Source organism: Mesorhizobium sp. EU05-FHT14A09 (genome assembly GCF_058790995.1).
In genome coordinates, this window is sequence record NZ_JBYTDF010000007.1 from 188,707 (window position 1) to 208,892 (window position 20,186).

Below are 20,186 nucleotides of genomic sequence, written 5' to 3' on the forward strand. Positions count from 1 at the left end.
GCATTCATGCCCACGCACAATCGAAGGCGTCTTCCCGTCACCGTCCTGTCCGGCTTTCTCGGCGCCGGCAAGACCACGCTTCTCAATCACATCCTGCACAATCGCGACGGGCGACGGGTGGCGGTCATCGTCAACGACATGAGCGAGGTCAACATCGACGCCGCGCTGGTGCGCGACGGCGGCGCCAATCTGTCGCGCACCGACGAGCAGCTGGTCGAGATGACCAATGGCTGCATCTGCTGCACGCTGCGTGACGACCTGCTGGCGGAAGTGCGCCAGCTCGCCGAGCAGGACAGGTTCGACTACCTGCTGATCGAATCGACGGGCATTTCGGAGCCTCTGCCCGTTGCCTCGACCTTCGAATTCCGCGACGACGCGGGCAACAGCCTCGCCGACGTCTCGCGCCTCGACACCATGGTGACGGTGGTCGATGCCGCGAACCTGCTGCGCGACTACGCTTCGTCGGATTTCCTGCGCGATCGCGGCGAAGCACTCGGCGCCTCGGACGAGCGCGTGCTTGTCGATCTTCTGGTCGAACAGATCGAATTCGCCGACGTCATCGTGCTCAACAAGGTCTCGGACACACCGCCCGGCGATCTCGAGCTTGCCCGCAAGATCATCCGCGCGCTCAACCCGCAGGCCGAGCTCGTCGAGACCGACTTCAGCCGCGTGCCGCTCGACAAGGTGCTCGACACCGGCCGCTTCGACTTCGAACAGGCCGAGCAGCATCCGCTCTGGTTCAAGGAGCTGAACGGCTTCAAGGATCATGTTCCCGAAACCGAGGAATACGGCATCCGTTCCTTCGTCTATCGCGAGCGGCGCCCTTTCGACCCCGTCCGACTGCAGGCCTTCATCGGCCGGCTTTGGCCGGGCGTGGTGCGCGCCAAGGGTTTCTTCTGGCTGGCGACACGCCCCAACCATGTCGGCGAACTGAGCCAGGCCGGCGCGCTGGTGCGGACCGGCAAGCGCGGCCTCTGGTGGGCGGCAGTGCCGCGCAACCGCTGGCCCGACAACGCGTCCTGGCGCGAAGCGATGGTGCCCTATTTCGACCCGATGTGGGGCGACCGCCGGCAGGAGTTGGTCTTCATCGGCTGCGATCCGATGGATGAAGGCCGCATGCGCGCCGAACTCGACGCCTGCCTGGTGGATGAGCCCGTCTTTGCGCCTGAACTCTGGCGCGGGCTGGCCGATCCGTTTCCGAGCTGGAACGGGCCGACGGCATGATCGTCAAATTGCTGCTTTCCCTGTTCAAGGGTCGTCACCAGGCCTGCGACTGCCACCCTCGGCGCGCGCGTTACGTTCCACCCGCGGAGCGGCATGCCCAGCCCGGTCCCGGCCAAGAATCGCCATTGCCAGCCGGCGGTGGCCACAATAGGGTCGCCGCCGATGGTGCCCCGAATCGAAAGGTCCGGGGTGAAAAGGGAATACGGTGAGGTTCGTCTGAACCGAGACCGTGGCTGCCCCCGCAACTGTAAGCGGTAGCAAAGTCCGAAAACGCCACTGGCCGAGCGCCGGGAAGGCAGGACAGCGCTGTGATCCGCGAGCCAGGAGACCTGCCATCGCAGTGAGTTGACCGGACGGGGTGTGCCGGGAGGACGCTACAAGGGCGGCCCTGTCGCCATTTGGCCCTCCTTCCACACCTGATCGAACGAGGGATCGGTGGAAGGGTTTGCCGTTTTTCCGCGCGATGAAGCGATGCAATCATCCTGGCTGCAGGGCATGCCAAGAAGGGTTTTTCCATGAGCGCCGTTGTCCTGCGGGCACGTGACCTCTGCTATCGGCCGGAAACGGGCATCACCCTCGTCGAGAAGGTCGCCCTCGACGTGCACGCCGGCGACAGGCTGGCCATCATCGGTCCCAACGGCGCCGGCAAGACGACGCTGATGCGCATGCTGTGCGGCATGCTGAAGCCCGTGGACGGTTCGGTCAGCCTCGACGGCGAACCGCTCGACCGGCTACCGATGGCGGAGCGGGCCCGCCGCATCGCGGTGGTCGGCCAGTCCGACCAGCCGGACGCCCAGCTTGCCGTTCGCGACTATGTCGGGCTCGGCCGTATCCCGCATGCCGGGCTTCGCCGACGCGGCGACGACCGTGACATCGTGCTCGACGCGCTGGAGCGCACCGGCCTGCTCGCCCTGCGTGAACGCCGCATGGGTTCGCTCTCTGGCGGCGAACGCCAGCGCGCGCAACTGGCGCGCGCCATCGCGCAACAGCCGCATGTGCTTTTTCTCGACGAGCCGACCAACCATCTCGACCCGCGCGCCCGCGGCGAACTACTGGAATTCGTCGCCAGGCTCGGCATCGCCGTCGTCACTGTGCTGCATGATCTGCCGCTGGTTGCGCCTTTCGCCACCCATGTCGCCGTGATGAGCAAGGCACGCCTCGTCGCGCTGGGCACCCCGCGCGAAACCCTGACGGCGGCGCTGGTGCGCGAGGTCTTCGGCATCGACGTTCTGAGACTGCCTCACCCGGACGAACAGGACCGCGAACTGACGGTCTTCGACGTGCCGATCCGCCTTTCCCGCTGAACCGATCCCTCGACGGAGCCATCATGAAACGCCTCGCCCTCTGCCTTGCAGCAACGCTGCTTTCCTCGACCGCCTTTGCCTTCCCGGTCACCGTCGACAGCTGCGGCATCCCGCTGACCTTCGACGCCGCGCCGAAACGCGCTGTCATCAACGATCTCAACATGTCGGAAATGGCGTTTGCGCTCGGCCTGCAGCCACAGATCGTCGGCCTGACCGGCATCACCGGCTGGTACAAGGTCGACGATGCCTTCAAGAAAGCGCAGGGCTCGATCCCGGAACTCGCGCCGAAATATCCGACGCTGGAAAACCTGCTCGCAGTCGAGCCCGACTTCTTCTTTGCCGGCTGGTATTACGGTATGAAGCCCGGCGGCGACGTGACGCCCGATACGCTGGCGCCGCACGGCATCAAGACCCTGGTGCTGAGCGAAAGCTGCGTCCACCTCGACAAGAACCGGCCGGCGGCTTCGATGGACCTGCTGTTCGGCGACGTCGAGAAGCTCGGCAAGATCTTCGGCAAGGAGAGCGAAGCCAATGGCCTGGTTGCCGGATGGAAGGGAAAGCTCGCCGCCATCACCGCCAAGGTCGGCGCCCGCAGCGGCACGCGCGTGTTCCTTTACGATTCGGGCGAAGACAAACCTTTCACCGCGGGCAAATTCGCCATCCCCACGGCGATGATCGAAGCCGCCGGCGGCAAGAACATCATGGACGACCTGCCGACCAACTGGGGCAATACCGACTGGGAAACCGTCGCCACCCGGAACCCGGAATTCCTGGTCCTGCTCGACTACCAGGACGACGCCGGCTACCGGAAGCTCCTCAACTTCCTGAAGACGCATCCGGCGATGAAAGAAACCGACGCCGTCAAGAACGAGCGTTTCGTTGCCCTGCGCTATGCGGAACTGACGCCCGGCCCGGCCAACATCGAGGCCATCGACAAGATCGCCAAGGCCATGCACCCGGAGGCCTTCTGAGCGTGCCAAGCCGGTCTTACGGCGTAGCCATCGGCACAGGCCTGGCGCTGGTCATCCTGCTGGCGCTGCTGTCGATCGCCTATGGCTCGACCGTCATTCCGCTCGGCGACGTCATCGCGGCACTTGCCCGCGCCGTCGGCCTGGATGCCGGGAGCGTAACGGCGCCGGTGGAAAAGATCATCGTCGACCTCCGGCTGCCGCGCGCCATCCTCGCCATCTGCGTCGGGGCGGGGCTCGCCGTGGTCGGCGCGCTTCTGCAGACGGTGACACGCAACGACCTCGCCGATCCGTTCCTGTTCGGCCTGTCGTCGGGCGCCGCTGCCGGCGCGGTTTCGGTGATCACCGTCTTCGGTGACCGCCTTGGCGTGTGGACGCTGCCGATCGCCGCTTTCGTCGGCGGCATCGTCACCGCTTTCGTCGTGCTGCTGCTGGTCAACCGCATTCGCGGCCAGGGGCCGGAGCGGCTGATCCTTGCCGGTCTTGCCGTCTCCTTCCTGTTCACGGCACTGACCAACTATCTGGTCTTTGCCGGCGACCAGCGCGCCGCCCATTCGGTGCTGTTCTGGACCATGGGCGGGCTGGGGCTCGCCCGCTGGGGCAATATCGGCCTGGCGATCGCCGGTGTCGCCGTCATCCTGGCCTTCGCACTCCGCTACCATCGCTGGCTCGATGCTTTCCTGGCCGGCGAGAACACCGCCGAGAGCCTTGGCGTTCCGGTGACGCGCTTCCGGACACTGACATTCCTGGCCGCGGCGCTGTCGACGGCGATCCTGGTGTCCGTTGCCGGGGTCATCGGTTTTGTCGGACTGATGATCCCGCATGTCGCTCGCCGCTTCGCCGGTCCGCTGCATCTGCGGCTGGCCGTCGCCTGCGCCATATTCGGTGCGGTGCTCCTGCTCGCCAGCGACCTGCTGGCGCGCACGCTGCTGCCGCCGCAGGAATTGCCCATCGGCATCATCACCAGCTCGATCGGCGCGCTGTTCGTGGTCGCCACCCTGCTGCGCAAGCGGTTTTGAACCACAAGCCATTCCGCGCTTTGGAATAGCGCCACACTTGTTACTCACGCTGTCCTGCCTCCGCAGGCACAATGCCTGACACCAGCACCGAGTGATGCGCGACCACGTCTCGCGCCTCGATGCACGGCATCGCCCACACCAGGAGGTTCAGAACAATGACCGCATCCGCCGAAACCAGACGCGACGAGATCCTGGCCGCCCTGCACAGGCCGCCCGTGGTGACCCCGGAGGCGTGGGAGCAGGCACGCCAGCAACTGCTGGTCAAGGAAAAGGCCCACACCCGCGCCCGCGATGCGCTGGCCGCCGAGCGCCGCCGCATGCCCTGGGTGGAAGTGACCAGGGATTATGTCTTCGAGACCCCGAGCGGCAAGGCAAGCTTGCGTGACTTGTTCGCCGGCCGCCGGCAGCTGATCCTCTACCGCGCCTTCTTCGAGCCCGGCGTCTATGGCTGGCCGGACCATGCCTGTCGCGGCTGCTCGATGGTGGCCGACCAGGTGGCGCATGTCTCACACCTCCATGCCCGCGACACCACGCTTGTCTTTGCGTCGCGTGCACCGCAGGCCGACATTCAGCGCGTGAAGGCGCGCATGGGCTGGGATCGTATCCCGTGGGTGACGATCATCGACAGCTTCGATGCCGACTTCGGCGTCGACGAATGGCACGGCCACAACGTGTTCCTGCGCGACGGCGATCGCATCTTCCGCACCTATTTCATCGCTGATCGTGCCGATGAGCAGATGGGCGGCACCTGGAACTATCTCGACATCACGCCGCTCGGCCGCCAGGAGGTCTGGGAGGATTCGCCCGATGGCTATCCGCAGACCCCGACCTACAAATGGTGGAACTGGAACGACAGCTACGTGGTCGAGGCCGAACCCGACAAGGGATGGGTCGCCATTTCCGATGCTGGCGAAGAGGCGATGCGCGCCAAAGCGACGAGTGCGAAGTCATGAGCCGCGCCTGCTGCTCGATCTGGTCCGACGAGGAACAACCTCGCCGGGCCAGCGCCGGCGACGGCGTGGGCGGCAATGCCACGGCGTTGCCGGCGACCGACGAGTACGTGCTCAACCATGCACCTGTATCGAGAGCTTCGGAGTGGCTGGCGCTGGCGGCATCGCCGACCTTCGCCGCCATGGCGCTGCTGACCGGCATCATGAGCGGGCCTGCCGAGATGTTGTGTTCGTCCGCCATCGGCATGCCGCTTGGCGGCATGGTGCTGATGTATCTGCTGATGAGCGCGTTTCATCTTGCGCCGTGGCTTAAGTTTGCACGCCCCGCCGTCAAAGCTGTAGCGCGATCGCAGCCTTGTCGATGATCGACCAGACCCTGGCGATGCGGGTGTCTTCGAATTCGTAAAACACATTCTCCTCGAACCGGACGCGCTTGCCGTTGACGGGCAGGTCAAACAAGGCGCCGATCGGCGTGCAGTCGAAATGCAGCCGACTGGCGATATATGGTGGATCGCAGACCAGCAATTCGATCTGGAAGCGAAGATCGGGGATTGCGCGAAAGTCGCCCTCCAGCATCGAACGGTAACCCGCAAGCCCGACATGGGCTCCGTTGTAGTGGACGTCCTCATGCACCAAATGCGGGAGTTGGTGCCAATCCTGCCTGTTCAGGCAGTCGATGTACTGGCGATAGACGGCCATCAGGGCTTCGCGGATCATGGAGCATTCCGTGGCTGTTTGCAGGCCTCCGAACAATGCGGCTGCAGGCATTCGGTTGCACGCTTTGCCGTGAGGCTTGACCGGTCAGGCCTCACGCAGAACCTTGATCACCGCACAGGGCTCTTCGGCGCTGAAACCGGCGTCCCTTGCACGGCGAAAGACGCCGGCAGCGAAATCCGGAAACGCCGCGCCGATCCCGAGCTCGCGCGACGTCCTGGCCAGCAGGCCGACATCGGAATTGACGATGCGGATCGTGGCCTCGGCACCGTCAAACCGATCTTCGGCGATGACGCGTCCCATTTGACGCATATCCTCGCTGAAAAACGTAGCCATGCCGGCCATCATCTCGCCGAACATGGCCGTGTCGAGCCCCTCAGCTTCGCAGATCGCGGCGCCGTGGCTGAACCCGATCCAATGTGCGGCGAAATAGGCGAGCCCGGCGTTCGACAAGGTCTTGGCATGGCCGATATCTGCGCCGATGTGGCTGAGGCCACCAGCCAGCAGCTTGAGAAGCGGCTCGGCCGACGCGAACACCGCTTCTTCGCCGGAGACCAGCAGCCCCGCTTCCGGCCCGCCGATCTGCCTTGGCCAGGCACCGATCGCGCCATCGAGATAGCTGCCGTCGTGGGATCGGATCCAGGCCCCAAGCGCACGTGCCTGACCGGGCGTTCCCGAACTCAGTTGCACAACCAGGCGACCCCCGAGTGCCTCGACCACTGCATTTTCCTGGAACAGGGCCGATATCGCCTCGTAGTCGGGCAGGCAGATCACCACCACCGGACTGGCGAAGATCGCGTCGGAGAAAGCTGGCGCGCGTGTGGCTCCAGCGCGTTCCAGCGCCACGGCTTTTGCCGGCGAACGGTTCCAGACGGTGACAGTCCTGCCGGCCGCCAGAAAGGCGCGGGCAAGCGCGCCGCCCATCTCGCCAAGGCCAACCACGGTTACGTCGCTCATCGATGCATCCTCGCTTGATTTCGATTACTACAAAATGTAACTTACAAAATGTAGAAATCAAGCGAGGGGCTTACCCTGGTCAAGTTGCCGAAAGACAAGCGCCGCGAACAGCTGCTCGACGCCGCCATGACAATCGTCCGCGAAGAGGGGGCCGACGCGCTGTCCCTGGTCACGCTTGCCGCGAAAGCGGGGGTGAGCAGGCCGGTCGCCTATGACCACTTCTCGACGCGCGCCGGGCTGCTTCTCGCGCTCTTCCAACGGCTGGAGGACCAGTATGTGGAAGCGCTACGAGCCGCGCTGGACATCGCGCCGCGCGAACTCGGCGCGACGGCCGACCTGATGAGCGCGGCCTATTTCAACTGCCTTGCCAATCTCGGACCGGAGGCGCCGGCGATTTCGGCTGCGCTCAAGGGCAGTGAGGAAATGGCCTCGCAGCAGCGCGCCATGGTCGACGACTATGTCGCGATCATGTGCCGGGCCCTGCAGCCCTTTACCGGCCTGGACAGCGCCGGACTGCGCCTCGCCTGCATCGGTCTGCTGGGCGCCGCCGAAGCGATCGCGCGCGAGCAACAGGAAGGACGCACTCCGGCTGCGGATGCCATCGCCGCGTTTTCAGCGTTGATCGCCAAAGGTGTTGGTGGGTAGAGCAATCCCAGCAAAAGCGCGCGGCGGTTTTGCGTCCGGAATTGCGTCAAAACAAAATCTAGCCGGCAAATACCGGTGGGGCCAGAACCTTATCGCAACAACAGAAGCTGCCATATTAACTATCGGCGCTATCAGAATATTAGCGATTGCTTGGCAACGTCTTGAACACCGACGGTCGCGCCAGGATCCGCAACAATCCGAAACGCGATTGCCCTACATAATGGCGCCGGGGGGCGGTTCATGCGTGTCGTCTCATGCTTGGTCACGGAGCATAACCCGTGGCTCGTCTTGCTGGCCGTCTTTGTCTGCGTCACGGGCAGCTGGGTCACGTTCAGGCTTTTCCGGCAGGCCGAGGCACGTAATGGCTGGCAACGGGCCGGCTGGATTTTCCTTGCCGCCCAGGCGGCCGGGTCCTCGATCTGGTGCACGCATTTCATTGCCGTCATCGCGTATGAACATGATGCGCCCGTCACCTTCGACCCTGCCTTCACGATGGTGTCGCTGCTGATCGCGGTTGCCGGCTGCGCCTACGGCTTCTGGCTGTCGATCAGCTTCCGCTTCCCACTGGCGGCAGAGATCGGCGGCGGCGTTGTCGGCATCGCCATCGCCACAATGCATTACAGCGGCATGATGGCCTACCGTGTCGATGGGCTGATCGAATGGAATCTCGACTATGTGCTCGCTTCGGTGGCGATGTCGGTCCTGTTCGCGGGGTTCGCGCTGAGGCAGGCGGTCAAGCCGCTGCTGGGCGAAACCCGATATCTGCCGGTCGGCTTCTTCGTGCTTGCCGTGGCCTCCCTGCATTTCACCGGAATGACGGCGATCTCGGTGACGCCCTTTTCGACCGCGGCCGACAGCACCGCGTCGTCGACGCTCGCCGCCTTCGCCGTTGTCGGCGTTGGCATGCTGGTGCTGGGCGCCGGCATCATCAGCTACCTGATCGACGAGCAGAGTTCGCAGGAAGCCTTCGATCGCCTGCAGAAGCTGGCGATGACCGATTCCCTCACCGGGCTGCCCAACCGGACCAGCGCCATCGAGCATCTCGACGAAGAACTGGAGCGCGCCCGCTACACGGTCGCCAAGGTTGCCATCATCGGCATCGATCTCGATCGTTTCAAGGAAATCAATGATCTGCGCGGTCACCAGGCCGGCGATGTAACGCTCGCCACGATCGGCCATCGCCTCGGCGGTCTGCTGCAGGACGACGAGTTCGCGGCGCGCATTGGCGGCGACGAGTTCATGTGCGTCAAACATTTCGTCGAACGTCGTCACCTCGACGATTTCCTGAAGCGCCTCGAGCTGGTGTTCGCGGAGCCGCTCCGCATCGGCAATGCCGAGCTTGCCGCAGGGGCGAGCCTGGGCGTCGCCCTCTATCCCGACGATGGGCATGATAGGCAGGTCCTGATCAGCAATGCCGATCTTGCCATGTACCGCGCCAAGGCCGACATCACGCGCGCCGTCTGCTTCTACGAGCCGCACATGGACAGGGCAGCGCGCGAGCATCATGCCCTGGCATCGGACCTTGGCCACGCCATCGAACTCGGCCAGCTCGAGGTCCACTATCAGGTGCAGAAATCCGTCCAGTCCGGCGAGGTGCTCGGCTATGAAGCACTGCTGCGCTGGAGCCACCCGACACGGGGCGCGATTTCGCCTTCGGTCTTCATTCCGATAGCGGAGGAGACCGGCTTGATCCTGGTCATCGGCGAATGGGTTCTGCGAACGGCCTGCCGGGAAGCCGGCAAGCTGGGCAAGCCTTACAAGATCGCCGTCAACCTCTCGCCGGTGCAGTTCGTACACAACGACCTCGCAGGTCTGATACGCGATATCCTGATCGAGACCGGACTGTCGCCGAGCCGGCTGGAGCTTGAGATCACCGAATCGACCTTCATCGCCGACAAGGGCCGGGCCTTGCACACACTGCGGCAGATCAAGGGATTGGGCGTGAAGATCTCGATCGACGATTTCGGCATCGGCTATTCGTCATTCGATACGCTGCGCAGCTTTCCCTTCGACAAGATCAAGCTGGATGGCTCCTTCACCCGGGAAATGGAACGAAACACTCACGCCATGGCCATCGTCCGCTCCGTGCTTGCGCTGGGACAAAGTCTCGGCATTCCGGTGCTGGCCGAGGGTGTCGAGACCGCCGCGCAGCTGCAGATCCTGCGTATCGAAGGCTGTCATGAGGCACAGGGTTATTATCTTGGACGGCCCGGACCGAAGCAGAAAATTTTGCCGGCTTCCGCGGAACAAGGCCGAGCAGCCAGCTCCGACCTCGGCGACGACCTTGCGGTTTCATCCGCCTGACGGTGCCCTCGCAAATGCGAAACCCCGGCTTTTGGCCGGGGTTGTTGTCTTAAGCCCAGCGCCTCACCCAGACACGCTCGCGCCAGCACCGAACGTGCCAGCGGCCACGGCGCCAGACCCGGCGGCAAACACGCCGCCAGCGCGGGCGACCGCCCCAGGGGCGATGACGCCGGCGATGCCCGGGGCGATGATCGATGAGTTCGGCATCGGCGCCGGCCTCGCCATCGAATACGGTCATTTCCCCGTCTGATTTTTCCAGTTCGTCAAGGATGCCGCCGCGTGCCGCAGGCACGCCCGCGATCGCCTGTCCCGGACGCATGGCCGTGACCATGACGGCGGCGCCGGCGACGCCGAGGATTCCCGTCAGAAACAACCGTCGATCCATTGGTTCCTCCAATCTGTGTTCCCACCGCGCCAGCCAATATAGCGCCAGCCGTGCTGTTCCTGAAAGCGTTTCCGGCACCGGAAATCCGGCACCTTTTTCAGGCGGTGCTGCGCGCCCTGGCGAAGGCCCCGGCATGGTCGACACGTTCAACGAACCGGCGCGCCCGTGGAATGGCGTCATGCAGGTACTGATCTGGCCCTCTCATCTTGCGCGCGTTCAAGGCCAACGTGTCGAGCAGATCGAAATCGACCCTTTCGATCACACAATGCCAGCCCGAATGCCGGGACGCCCAGGCCCGCTTGTGATGATCGAGAAGCCGGGTTCGACAGGAATAGCCGTGATAGTCAAAGGCGATCGCGCCGTTCGTCACATAGACATGGTTTCCCGGCAGATCGCCGATCGGGACGATGCGCTCCGCATAGAAGCCGGCAAACGGTGGCCGCAGCAGATAGAAACCGGCCAGGATATGACAGGCGCCGTAGCCGAAGAAGATACGGTCCGGCAGCGCCCATTGCCTGGGAAGGTCTTTCTTTATGCCCGGCTTGAGGACGTACACGTGACGGCAGACCCTCCAGGATATCCTTACCGATCCAGCAGTTCCTTCAGCCGGTAGATCGCTTCCAGCGCCTCGCGCGGCGTCATCTCGTCCGGGCTGATGGCAGCCAAAGCCTCGCCAAGCGCATCGGTCTTGACCGGCTTGGGGGCTTCGCGCTTCACCGCGACGGAGAACAGTGGCAGGTCGTCGACCAGCCGGTCGGCCTTGCCGGAAGTTTCGCCTTCTTCCAGCTGGTGCAGCACCTGCTTGGCGCGCGCCACCACCGCTTCCGGCAGGCCGGCGAGCCGCGCCACCTGCACGCCGTAGCTGCGGTCTGCCGCGCCCTTGCCGACCTCGTGCAGGAAGACGACGTCGCCTTCCCATTCCTTGACCCGCATGGTGACGTTGTGCAGCCGGCCAAGCTTGTTGCTCAGCGCCGTCATCTCATGAAAATGGGTGGCGAAGATCGAGCGGCAGCGGTTCTTTTCGTGCAGGTATTCGACGGCTGCCCAGGCAATCGAGAGCCCGTCGAAGGTTGCGGTGCCGCGGCCGATCTCATCGAGAATGACCAGCGCGCGTTCGCCGGCCTGATTGAGGATCGCTGCGGTTTCGACCATCTCGACCATGAAGGTCGAGCGACCGCGCGCAAGGTCGTCGGAGGCGCCGACGCGGGAGAACAGGCGGTCGACGACGCCGATATGCGCACTTGCCGCCGGAACGAACGAGCCTGTCTGCGCCAGGATGGCGATCAGTGCGTTCTGGCGCAGGAAGGTCGACTTACCGCCCATGTTCGGGCCGGTCAGCAACCAGATCGCACCGTTCCTGGCGTCGCCTTCCGGCGAGAGGTCGCAGTCATTGGCGACGAACGGGCCTTCCCCACTGCGGCGCAACGCCTGCTCGACGACCGGGTGACGGCCGCCGACCACTTCGAAGGCAAGCGAGGCATCGACCTGCGGCCGGCACCAGTTCTCGCTCACCGACAGGGCGGCAAGCGCGGCAGACACATCCAGCACGGCCAAGGCATCGGCGCCGGCACGGATCGCGTCCGCCTCGGCCACCACTTCGGCGAGCAACCGGTCGAAGGCGGCAAGTTCGATGACCAGCGCGCGGTCGGCTGCGTTGGCGATCTTGGTCTCCAGCCCGGCCAGCTCCGTCGTGGTGAAACGCATGGCATTGGCCATGGTCTGGCGGTGGATAAAGCGCGCCTTGGCCTCATCGGTGCCGGTCATGATCGCCTGATGGTTGACCGTCACCTCAATGTAGTAGCCCAGCACATTGTTGTGCCGGATCTTCAGCGACCGGATACCGGTCTCTTCGATCAGGTCGCGCTCCATGCCGGCGATGACCTTGCGGGTCTCGTCGCGCAGCGCGCGCATCTCGTCGAGTTCGGCATCGTAGCCGCTGCGCAGGAAACCGCCGTCGCGCTTGAGCAGCGGCAATTCGTCGGCCAGTGCTCCGGCGAGATGCTCGGCCAGCGGCTTCGGCAAGGCCTGGATGGCAGCAAGTGCCGCGGTCAGTTCCGCGGGCGGCGTGACGCGCGCGAAGACCTGCGCGATGTCGCCTGCGGCGAGAAAGCCGGCGCGCAACGCGCCGAGGTCGCGCGGACCACCACGGTTAAGCGCCAGTCTCGACAAGGCGCGCGGCATGTCGGCGACACCTTTGAGCGCCAGCCGCAGCGCCTCGGCAAGGCGTGTCTCGTCGCGGAAGAACGAAATGGAATCGAGCCGGGCGCCGATCGCGGCGGCATCGGTCAGCGGCGCCATCAGCCGGTCGGCCAGCAAGCGCGCGCCGCCCCCCGTGACCGTGCGGTCGATGGCCTTGAACAGCGATCCTTCCCGACTGCCGGAAAGCGTGCGCAGCAGTTCCAGATTGGCGCGTGTTGCCGGATCGATGAACAGCGTCGCGCCGTTTTCCTCGCGTTCCGGCCGCGAGAGCGGCGGGCGTTCGGCCTTCTGCGTCTTCTCGACATAGGCGATCGCACCGGAAATGGCGGAAAGCTCGGCGCGGCTGAACGTGCCGAAGGCATCCGGGGTCGCCACGTTGAAGAAACGGGCGATGCGTGCCGTTGCCGATGCCGAATCGAACAGGCTGGCCGGCTGCGGGCTGGCGACACGGCCAAGCACATCGAAAACCGGCTTCAACTCGGGATCGTAGAAGACCGGCTCAGCAACGATCAGCTCACGCGGATCGACGCGGAAGATGTCGGCCAGCAAGCGGTCGGCATTGGTCTCGGCGACACGGAAGACGCCGGTCGAAATCTCGATCCAGGCCAGCGCGTAGCTTTGTTCGGCACCGCCCTTGATCCTGCCCAGCGTCATCAGGAAGCTCGATTCCGACGGGGCCAGCAGTTTGTCTTCGGTGATGGTCCCCGGCGTGACAAGGCGGACGACGTCACGCTTGACCACCGATTTCGAGCCGCGCTTCTTGGCTTCGGCCGGATCCTCGATCTGCTCGCAGACAGCGACGCGGAAACCGAGCCCGATCAGCTTCTGCAGATAGTCGTCGGCCGCGTGCACCGGCACGCCGCACATCGGGATCTCGGCGCCCTGATGCTTGCCGCGCTTGGTGAGCACGATGCCCAGCGCCTGGCTCGCCTTCTCGGCGTCGTCGAAGAACAGCTCGTAGAAATCGCCCATGCGATAGAACAGCAGCGAATCCGCGTTCGCTGCCTTGATCTCGAGATACTGCTCCATCATCGGCGTGGCGCCGGCCGCGGGCAGCACGGGCGCGGCACCGCTAGCCAGCGGCGCGCTGTCTTCCGTGGCGATGGGGGTTTCGTCGTTCAAGAAACTGTTTCCAAAAAATCCGAAGGCAATTGCTTGGCGCTTTACTCACCCGAAGTGTAGCCTTAATCCCGAACGCTCCACAAAGAAATTGAGCGTGTCTCAGGCACGCCGAAGGGGAAGAAACAAAAGCATGGCCCGCAAGACTGGACAGGACGGACAAGGCCCTTCGGTGAGCGCCGAGGAGGCGCTGGAATTCCACGCCATGGGGCGGCCGGGCAAGCTGGAGATCGTGCCGACCAAGCCGATGGCGACGCAGCGCGACCTCAGCCTTGCGTATTCGCCGGGCGTCGCCGTGCCGGTGAAGGCGATCGCCGAAGACCCGTCGCGGGCGTTCGACTACACCACACGCGGCAACATGGTCGCCGTCATTTCCAACGGCACCGCCATCCTCGGTCTCGGCAATCTCGGCGCACTGGCATCCAAGCCGGTGATGGAAGGCAAGTCGGTGCTGTTCAAGCGCTTCGCCGATGTCGATTCGATCGATCTCGAGGTCGATACCGAGGACGCCGACGAGTTCATCAACTGCGTCAAATTCCTCGGACCGTCCTTCGGCGGCATCAACCTGGAGGACATCAAGGCGCCGGAATGCTTCATCATCGAGCAGCGCCTGCGCGAATTGATGGATATCCCGGTCTTTCATGACGACCAGCACGGCACCGCCATCATCGCCGCTGCCGGCCTGATCAATGCGCTGGCAATCACCGGACGCGACATGAAGACGACGAAGCTGGTTTGCAACGGCGCCGGTGCGGCCGGCATCGCCTGCATCGAGCTGGTCAAGTCGATGGGCTTTGCGCCGGAAAACGTCATCCTGTGCGACACCAAGGGCGTCGTCTACCAAGGACGCACCGAGGGCATGAACCAGTGGAAGTCGGCGCATGCCACGAAGACCGAAGACCGCACGCTGGCCGACGCGCTGGACGGTGCGGATGTGGTGTTCGGCCTTTCCGCGCGCGGCGCCTTCACCAATGCCATGATCCAGTCGATGGCCAAGAACCCGATCATCTTCGCCATGGCCAACCCCGACCCGGAGATCACGCCGGAGGAAGTGGCCGAGATTCGCACCGACGCCATCATGGCCACCGGCCGTTCGGACTATCCGAACCAGGTCAACAACGTGCTGGGCTTCCCCTATATCTTCCGTGGCGCGCTCGATGTGCGCGCCACCACCATCAACGACGCCATGAAGGTGGCCGCCGCCCAGGCGCTCGCCGAACTTGCCCGCAGGGATGTGCCCGACGATGTCGCCGCTGCCTACCAGGGCAACCGGCCGAAGTTCGGCCCCAACTACATCATCCCCGTGCCGTTCGACCCGCGGCTGATCTCGGCGATCCCGATCGCGGTGGCGAAGGCCGCGATGGAAAGCGGTGTCGCCCGCAAGCCTATCCTCGACCTCGACCGCTATGAACAGGAGCTGTCGGCGCGCCGCGACCCGATCGCCTCGACGCTGCAGCGCATCTACGACCGCGTGCGGCGCCAGCCCAAGCGCATCGTTTTCGCCGAGGGCGAGGAAGAGCAGGTGATGCGCGCCGCGGTGGCCTATGTGAACCAGAAGCTCGGCACCGCCATTCTTCTCGGCCGCGAGGACATCATCAAGGAAAACGCCCGCCATGCCGGCATCGAGCTCGACAAGCCCGGGCTGGAGATCATCAATGCGCGGCTGTCGCGCAAGAACGCCATCTATGCCGACTTCCTCTACGAGCGCATGCAGCGCAAGGGTTACCTGCTCCGCGACTGCCAGCGCCTGATCAACAACGACCGCAACCATTTCGCCGCCTGCATGGTGGCGCTGGGCGACGCCGACGGCATCGTGACGGGCGTGACGCGCAATTATTCGACGGCGCTCGAGGATGTCCGCCGCGTCATCGATGCCAAGCCCGGTCACCGCGTCATCGGCGTGTCGATCGTGCTGGCAAGGGGACGCACCGTGCTGGTGGCCGACACCGCCGTTCATGACATGCCGAATGCCGAGCAGATTGCCGACATTGCCGAGGAAGCGGCCAGCTTCGCCCGCCGCATGGGCTATGAGCCGCGCGTCGCCATGCTTGCCTATTCGACCTTCGGCCATCCGCAGGGCGAACGCTCGGAGCGCGTACAGGAGGCCGTGCGTATCCTCGACAAGCGCCGCGTCGATTTCGAGTATGACGGCGAGATGGCCGCCGACGTGGCGCTGAACCCGCGCGTGATGGCGCAATATCCGTTCTGCCGGCTGACCGGGCCGGCCAACGTGCTGGTGATGCCTGCGTTCCACTCGGCTTCGATCTCGACCAAGATGCTGCAGGAGCTGGGCGGCTCGACCGTCATCGGTCCGCTGCTGGTCGGCCTCAACAAGCCGGTGCAGATCGTCGGCCTCAATGCCAAGGACAGCGATATCGTCAACATGGCAGCGATCGCTGCGTACAGCGCGGGAACCTGAGATCGATCTAAAACCGCGCGGTCATCACCCCAAGAAAGATCTTGAGGTCCGTCGAATCGACCGCGATGTTCTCCGTCACGGTCTGATTTCCTTGAAAGTCCGTGACGCTGACATTCAACGTGCCGGACAATTTGTCCCCGGCATTGCTGTATTTTGATGCGATCAGGTCCCCAGCGGTCGACAGAACAACCAGTTCGCTTTTCCCGGGCTCGATAATCTTGGCCGCGGTCTGGCCGCCGTCAGTTTCCGGGGTCTTCGGCACAAAAAGTCTCAGGTCTACGAGTGAAAAGCTCCGCGCTATCGGATTGCTGCCATCGAGGACATTCAGGCGGCCACCTCGGATCGAGCCAGGGCGACTTCCGCTGTTCGAAACGAGAATGGTTATTTGCCTTGGTTGAATGGCTTGAATGCTGAAGCCAAGCCTGGACTCGGCCGGCGTCAGTGTTTCCTTGGCAATCGGCAAGAAAACGGTCGTGACTGAGATCAAGGCCGTGAGCAGTGCCAGAACGGTTTGGCTCATTCCCAGATGCCGACGCCAGTTCTGGTAATTTCCGCAATGCGTGCAAACATACGCAGCCTGGTTTATGGACTCGGCACATATTTTACATGGCTTTGTTTGCACTTTACCGTTCGATGCTGGCTTGCGCATGAGTGCCCCCGATCTTTCCTGCAAGGATACAGGCAACCCGAATGGCCTCAAAGGCAAGTTGCCGCTGACACGTTACCCCTTGATCCCCTTCGATCGACTGCGCCAGCCACGAGCCCGCCGATGACAACAAGCGAAGAACCCATCGTCATCGAAATGAAGCGCACCGACCAGCTCTCGGTCTTCATCGCGACGGTGATCGGCGGCGGCGCATTCGTCGCCTTCCTGCCCGATCTCGCCGGCTGGCTGCTGCAACTGCCCTGGGTGCCGTGGGAAGAACCGCTCAGGCTTGCATTGACGATCGGTCAGAAACTGTCGCCCTGGGCACTCGCCATCATTGGCGGCCTGCTCGGCATCGGCGGCGGTTTCCTGATCGTGCATGACGAACCGACGGTAACCGTCTCATCCGGCGAACTGATCGTGCAGAAGGGCGACAAGCGTCACCGCTTCGCACGCTCGCAGGTGCGCACGGCGATGATCGTGGGCAAACATCTCACCGTGCGCGATCGCGACGATGTCGAACTGCTTTACATCAAGCTCGACACGCGCAGGGAGGTCGCCGCCGCCCTGCGCGAAAGGGGCTGGACGGCAGGCTAGCCCCTGGAGCGTTTCCGTTTTTACGGAACCGCGGAAAGTTGATCCACTTGGCTACAAAGCTCTACGCCTCGGCAACCTCAGCCACCATCTGTTCACCGGCCTTCCGGCCCATGAACAGGAACACCACGACCGCGGTGACGATGGTAATGACCGTCAGCACCACAAGCAGGCTGGAGAAGGCGAGGCCGTACTGTGCAACCAGTTGGGCGTGGCTGCTGTCCGGCAAAAGCTGCTGGGCTGCCGGCAGATCGCCGGTGACCAGACGCTGCGCGGCGGTCACCCGTTCTTCGGGCCGACCGAGCCCGACACCGGCGAGATGGCCTGCCGTGAATGCCGACAGCACCGCGCTGACCACGGCGAGTGCCAGGCCCTCACCGGCGACACGCGTGGTGTTGAAGATGCCGGTGGCCATACCGGCGCGCTCGGTCGGCACCACCGAAACGGCGAGCCCGTCCATCAGTCCCCAGGGCAGGCTGATGCCGACGCCAATGGTGAGCATGGGCAGGACCAGCGCGGTGGCGGGCGCACCCGCCGGCACGCCGGACAGCCAGAACAGGCCGGCGGCAGAGACGACGAGACCCGTCGCGCACAGCGCCGGCGCCGGCAGCCAGCGCGTCAGCCAGCCGGCGATAAGCGGCAGGACCAGCAGCGGCGCCGACAGCGCGATCATCAGGCGGCCGGCAGCGATCTCGCCCATGCCCTCGACACCGACGAAACGGACCGGGAGCAAGACCAGCAACACCACGAAAGCATAGGCGGGTGCCGCGGCCAGCAATTGTACGCCGACGAAACGCGGATAGCGAAACAGCGTGAGATCCAGCATCGGCCGCGCGACCTTGCGCTCGATCAGGCCGAAAATCATGAAGAACAATACGGCACCGACGAGCAGGCCGATCACCGCCGGATCGCCCCAACCAGCTTCTGGAGCCTTGAGGAACCCATAGGTAAGCAAGGCGAGCGCAGCGGTGAAACTTGCAGCACCCGGCCAATCGAGCCCGGTTGCGGCGGGATCTCTGCTCTCGCGCATGAAGCGCGCTCCGATCACGAACGAGAATGTAGCGGCCGCGACGACCGGCAGGAAGATCGAGGTCCAGCCGAAGGCGTCGATCAGCAGGCCCGATACGATCGGACCGAAAGACAGGCCGATGCCGAAAGAGGTGCCGAGCAGGGAAAAGGCCCGCATGCGAGCCGTCCCCTCGAATTCCTGCGCCAGGGCCGCCGCTCCGCCGGCGAAGGCAATTGCTGCCGCCAGACCTTGCGCAGCACGTGCCAGGTCAAGCCAAAGGATCGAGGGCGAGATCGATGCAAGCGCCGAAAAGAAACCAAAGGCGGCCACGCCGATCAGGAACATGCGTTTGCGGCCATAAGCATCGGCCAATGCGCCTGCCGCCATCAGCGAGGAGCCCAAGGTTAGCATGAAGGCGTTGGTCACCCAGTTGAGCGCGATCGGGCTGCCACCCAACACGCGACCTATCGTCGGCAACGCCACGGCCGATGCGGTGAAAGTAAGCGGTATGGAGAGCCCGGCCAGGCACACCGCAACCAGAATGAGCACTTTTTCGGCCGCGCCCGGGGCCTTTTTCGAATTTGCCATGATGTCCACGGAGGTTTCCGCAGCAGTCGCCTTGGGCGAACCAGCCAACGGGCTTGTTGAAAGACTGGTTCATGATAGATTTGCGTCAATCGCAGCAGAATATGGCTTTCACTCCACATATAATGGAGAAAAACGCTCGAATGGATCGTTCCCCAGAGCAATCCCAGCAAAAGCGCGCAGCGGTTTTGCGCCCGAGCGGAAACGCTCTGGATCGCCTGAGCGGGCTCGCTGCTTTCGTGCGTACCGCCGATCTCGGCAGCTTTGTCGCCGCTGGACGCGTGCTTCGGCTATCCCCCTCGGCCGTCGGCAAGGCGGTGACCAAGCTGGAAGAGCAGCTCGGGGTTCGCCTGCTGCAACGCTCGACGCGCAGCCTGCGGCTGACCGAAGAGGGCCGCCTGTTCCACGAGCGCTGCCGGCGCGTCCTCGACGATCTCGAAGATGCCCAGGCCATGCTGGCCGAAGCGATCGAGACACCACGCGGGCGCTTGAAGGTGAGCGCGCCGGTGGTGAGCTATCATCTTTTCCTGCCGGTGCTGCCGGAATTCACGCTGCGCTATCCGGAGGTCGAGCTCGATCTCGATTTCAATGACCGCATCGTCGATCTGATCGACGAAGGTGTCGATGTCGCGATGCGCAGCGGCGACCTGCCGGATTCCCGGCTGATGACGCGTTCGCTCCGACCCTTCCAGCAATTGCTGTGCGCTTCGCCTTCCTATCTGGAGCGCTACGGCACGCCGACCTGCCCGCGCGAGCTCGACCGACATCACACGCTCCGCTTCCGCTTTCCCAACAGCGGCAAGCTCTATGACTGGCCGCTCGTGCTGCCGGCCGGTGAAGCGGAACCCCGCCCCAGGGTCCTGTTGACCTGCAACAATATGGAAGCGCTGCGCGGCGCCACGCTGGCCGGGCTCGGCATTGGCTGCATGCCGGATTTCCTGGTGCGCGGACCGATCGCTAGGGGCGAGCTGGTGACGCTGCTCGACGGCTATCTCGATGCGCCCGGCCAGTTTCGGCTGCTCTGGCCGTCCAACAGGCAGTTGTCGCCCAAGGTCAGGGTGTTCGTGGACTTTCTGTCCGAGCGGCTGTTCGCCGATCGCTGCGAGACGCTTGCGCGGCCGGAGCCAACAACGTCCTAATCGGGG

18 protein-coding genes and 1 riboswitch are annotated in these 20,186 nt (G+C 64.2%); of the genes, 11 read left to right on the forward strand and 7 right to left on the reverse strand.

Features of this window, described 5'->3' with window-relative positions:
• Positions 1-6: 6 nt before the first annotated feature.
• From zigA to AC3WTO_RS22690, 6 genes are all read left to right on the forward strand, one after another.
• On the forward strand, positions 7-1,224 hold the full coding sequence (gene zigA / locus AC3WTO_RS22665) for a zinc metallochaperone GTPase ZigA (protein ID WP_492463175.1): 1,218 nt from the start codon (positions 7-9) through the stop codon (positions 1,222-1,224).
• Positions 1,225-1,370: 146 nt separating this feature from the next.
• Positions 1,371-1,575, forward strand: a riboswitch (cobalamin riboswitch).
• A 164-nt stretch (positions 1,576-1,739) separates the two neighbouring features.
• Positions 1,740-2,528 (forward strand): ABC transporter ATP-binding protein, encoded by a 789-nt coding sequence (locus AC3WTO_RS22670; protein ID WP_492463176.1) that lies wholly within the window; start codon positions 1,740-1,742, stop codon positions 2,526-2,528.
• A gap of 23 nt (positions 2,529-2,551) precedes the next feature.
• Positions 2,552-3,499: an ABC transporter substrate-binding protein gene (locus tag AC3WTO_RS22675; protein ID WP_492463177.1), complete on the forward strand. Its 948-nt coding sequence runs from the start codon at positions 2,552-2,554 to the stop codon at positions 3,497-3,499.
• Positions 3,500-3,501: 2 nt separating this feature from the next.
• Entirely contained in the window at positions 3,502-4,515 is a 1,014-nt protein-coding gene (locus AC3WTO_RS22680; RefSeq protein ID WP_492463178.1) for a FecCD family ABC transporter permease, read from the forward strand.
• Between the two features lie 155 nt (positions 4,516-4,670).
• Positions 4,671-5,468, forward strand: coding sequence for a DUF899 domain-containing protein (locus tag AC3WTO_RS22685; RefSeq protein WP_492463179.1), 798 nt, complete (start codon positions 4,671-4,673; stop codon positions 5,466-5,468).
• Positions 5,465-5,830 (forward strand): hypothetical protein, encoded by a 366-nt coding sequence (locus AC3WTO_RS22690; protein ID WP_492463180.1) that lies wholly within the window; start codon positions 5,465-5,467, stop codon positions 5,828-5,830. Before AC3WTO_RS22685 ends, AC3WTO_RS22690 begins: the two co-directional genes overlap by 4 nt.
• Here the strand turns inward: AC3WTO_RS22690 and AC3WTO_RS22695 are convergent.
• Complete coding sequence (locus tag AC3WTO_RS22695; protein WP_492463181.1) at positions 5,796-6,182, reverse strand: ester cyclase; 387 nt, start codon at positions 6,180-6,182, stop codon at positions 5,796-5,798. The genes AC3WTO_RS22690 and AC3WTO_RS22695 overlap by 35 nt on opposite strands.
• A gap of 84 nt (positions 6,183-6,266) precedes the next feature.
• Complete coding sequence (locus AC3WTO_RS22700; RefSeq protein ID WP_492463182.1) at positions 6,267-7,136, reverse strand: NAD(P)-dependent oxidoreductase; 870 nt, start codon at positions 7,134-7,136, stop codon at positions 6,267-6,269.
• Between the two features lie 84 nt (positions 7,137-7,220).
• Between AC3WTO_RS22700 and AC3WTO_RS22705 the strand changes: the two genes are divergently transcribed.
• Both AC3WTO_RS22705 and AC3WTO_RS22710 read left to right on the forward strand, forming a co-directional pair.
• Positions 7,221-7,781 (forward strand): TetR/AcrR family transcriptional regulator, encoded by a 561-nt coding sequence (locus AC3WTO_RS22705; protein WP_492463183.1) that lies wholly within the window; start codon positions 7,221-7,223, stop codon positions 7,779-7,781.
• A gap of 240 nt (positions 7,782-8,021) precedes the next feature.
• On the forward strand, positions 8,022-10,085 hold the full coding sequence (locus AC3WTO_RS22710; protein WP_492463184.1) for a putative bifunctional diguanylate cyclase/phosphodiesterase: 2,064 nt from the start codon (positions 8,022-8,024) through the stop codon (positions 10,083-10,085).
• 49 nt (positions 10,086-10,134) lie between these two features.
• Here AC3WTO_RS22710 and AC3WTO_RS22715 read toward each other — a convergent pair whose 3' ends face one another.
• From AC3WTO_RS22715 to mutS, 3 genes are all read right to left on the reverse strand, one after another.
• Positions 10,135-10,470: a protamine-2 (modular protein) gene (locus AC3WTO_RS22715; RefSeq protein WP_492463185.1), complete on the reverse strand. Its 336-nt coding sequence runs from the start codon at positions 10,468-10,470 to the stop codon at positions 10,135-10,137.
• Between the two features lie 97 nt (positions 10,471-10,567).
• Positions 10,568-11,026, reverse strand: coding sequence for a hypothetical protein (locus AC3WTO_RS22720; protein ID WP_492463186.1), 459 nt, complete (start codon positions 11,024-11,026; stop codon positions 10,568-10,570).
• A gap of 26 nt (positions 11,027-11,052) precedes the next feature.
• Positions 11,053-13,791: a DNA mismatch repair protein MutS gene (gene mutS, locus AC3WTO_RS22725; protein ID WP_492463187.1), complete on the reverse strand. Its 2,739-nt coding sequence runs from the start codon at positions 13,789-13,791 to the stop codon at positions 11,053-11,055.
• Positions 13,792-13,921: 130 nt separating this feature from the next.
• Here mutS and AC3WTO_RS22730 point away from each other — a divergent pair, with 130 nt between their 5' ends.
• A complete protein-coding gene (locus AC3WTO_RS22730) occupies positions 13,922-16,207 on the forward strand; it encodes an NADP-dependent malic enzyme (RefSeq protein WP_492463188.1) in 2,286 nt (761 codons plus the stop codon).
• A gap of 7 nt (positions 16,208-16,214) precedes the next feature.
• Here AC3WTO_RS22730 and AC3WTO_RS22735 read toward each other — a convergent pair whose 3' ends face one another.
• Positions 16,215-16,856, reverse strand: coding sequence for a hypothetical protein (locus AC3WTO_RS22735; protein WP_492463189.1), 642 nt, complete (start codon positions 16,854-16,856; stop codon positions 16,215-16,217).
• A gap of 120 nt (positions 16,857-16,976) precedes the next feature.
• On the opposite strand from AC3WTO_RS22735, the gene AC3WTO_RS22740 reads away from it, so the two are divergent.
• Positions 16,977-17,450 (forward strand): YqeB family protein, encoded by a 474-nt coding sequence (locus AC3WTO_RS22740; protein ID WP_492463190.1) that lies wholly within the window; start codon positions 16,977-16,979, stop codon positions 17,448-17,450.
• Positions 17,451-17,511: 61 nt separating this feature from the next.
• On the opposite strand, the gene AC3WTO_RS22745 is transcribed toward AC3WTO_RS22740, so the two are convergent.
• Positions 17,512-19,044: an MFS transporter gene (locus AC3WTO_RS22745; protein WP_492463245.1), complete on the reverse strand. Its 1,533-nt coding sequence runs from the start codon at positions 19,042-19,044 to the stop codon at positions 17,512-17,514.
• A 206-nt stretch (positions 19,045-19,250) separates the two neighbouring features.
• Here AC3WTO_RS22745 and AC3WTO_RS22750 point away from each other — a divergent pair, with 206 nt between their 5' ends.
• A complete protein-coding gene (locus AC3WTO_RS22750) occupies positions 19,251-20,180 on the forward strand; it encodes a LysR family transcriptional regulator (RefSeq protein WP_492463246.1) in 930 nt (309 codons plus the stop codon).
• Positions 20,181-20,186: the final 6 nt, after the last annotated feature.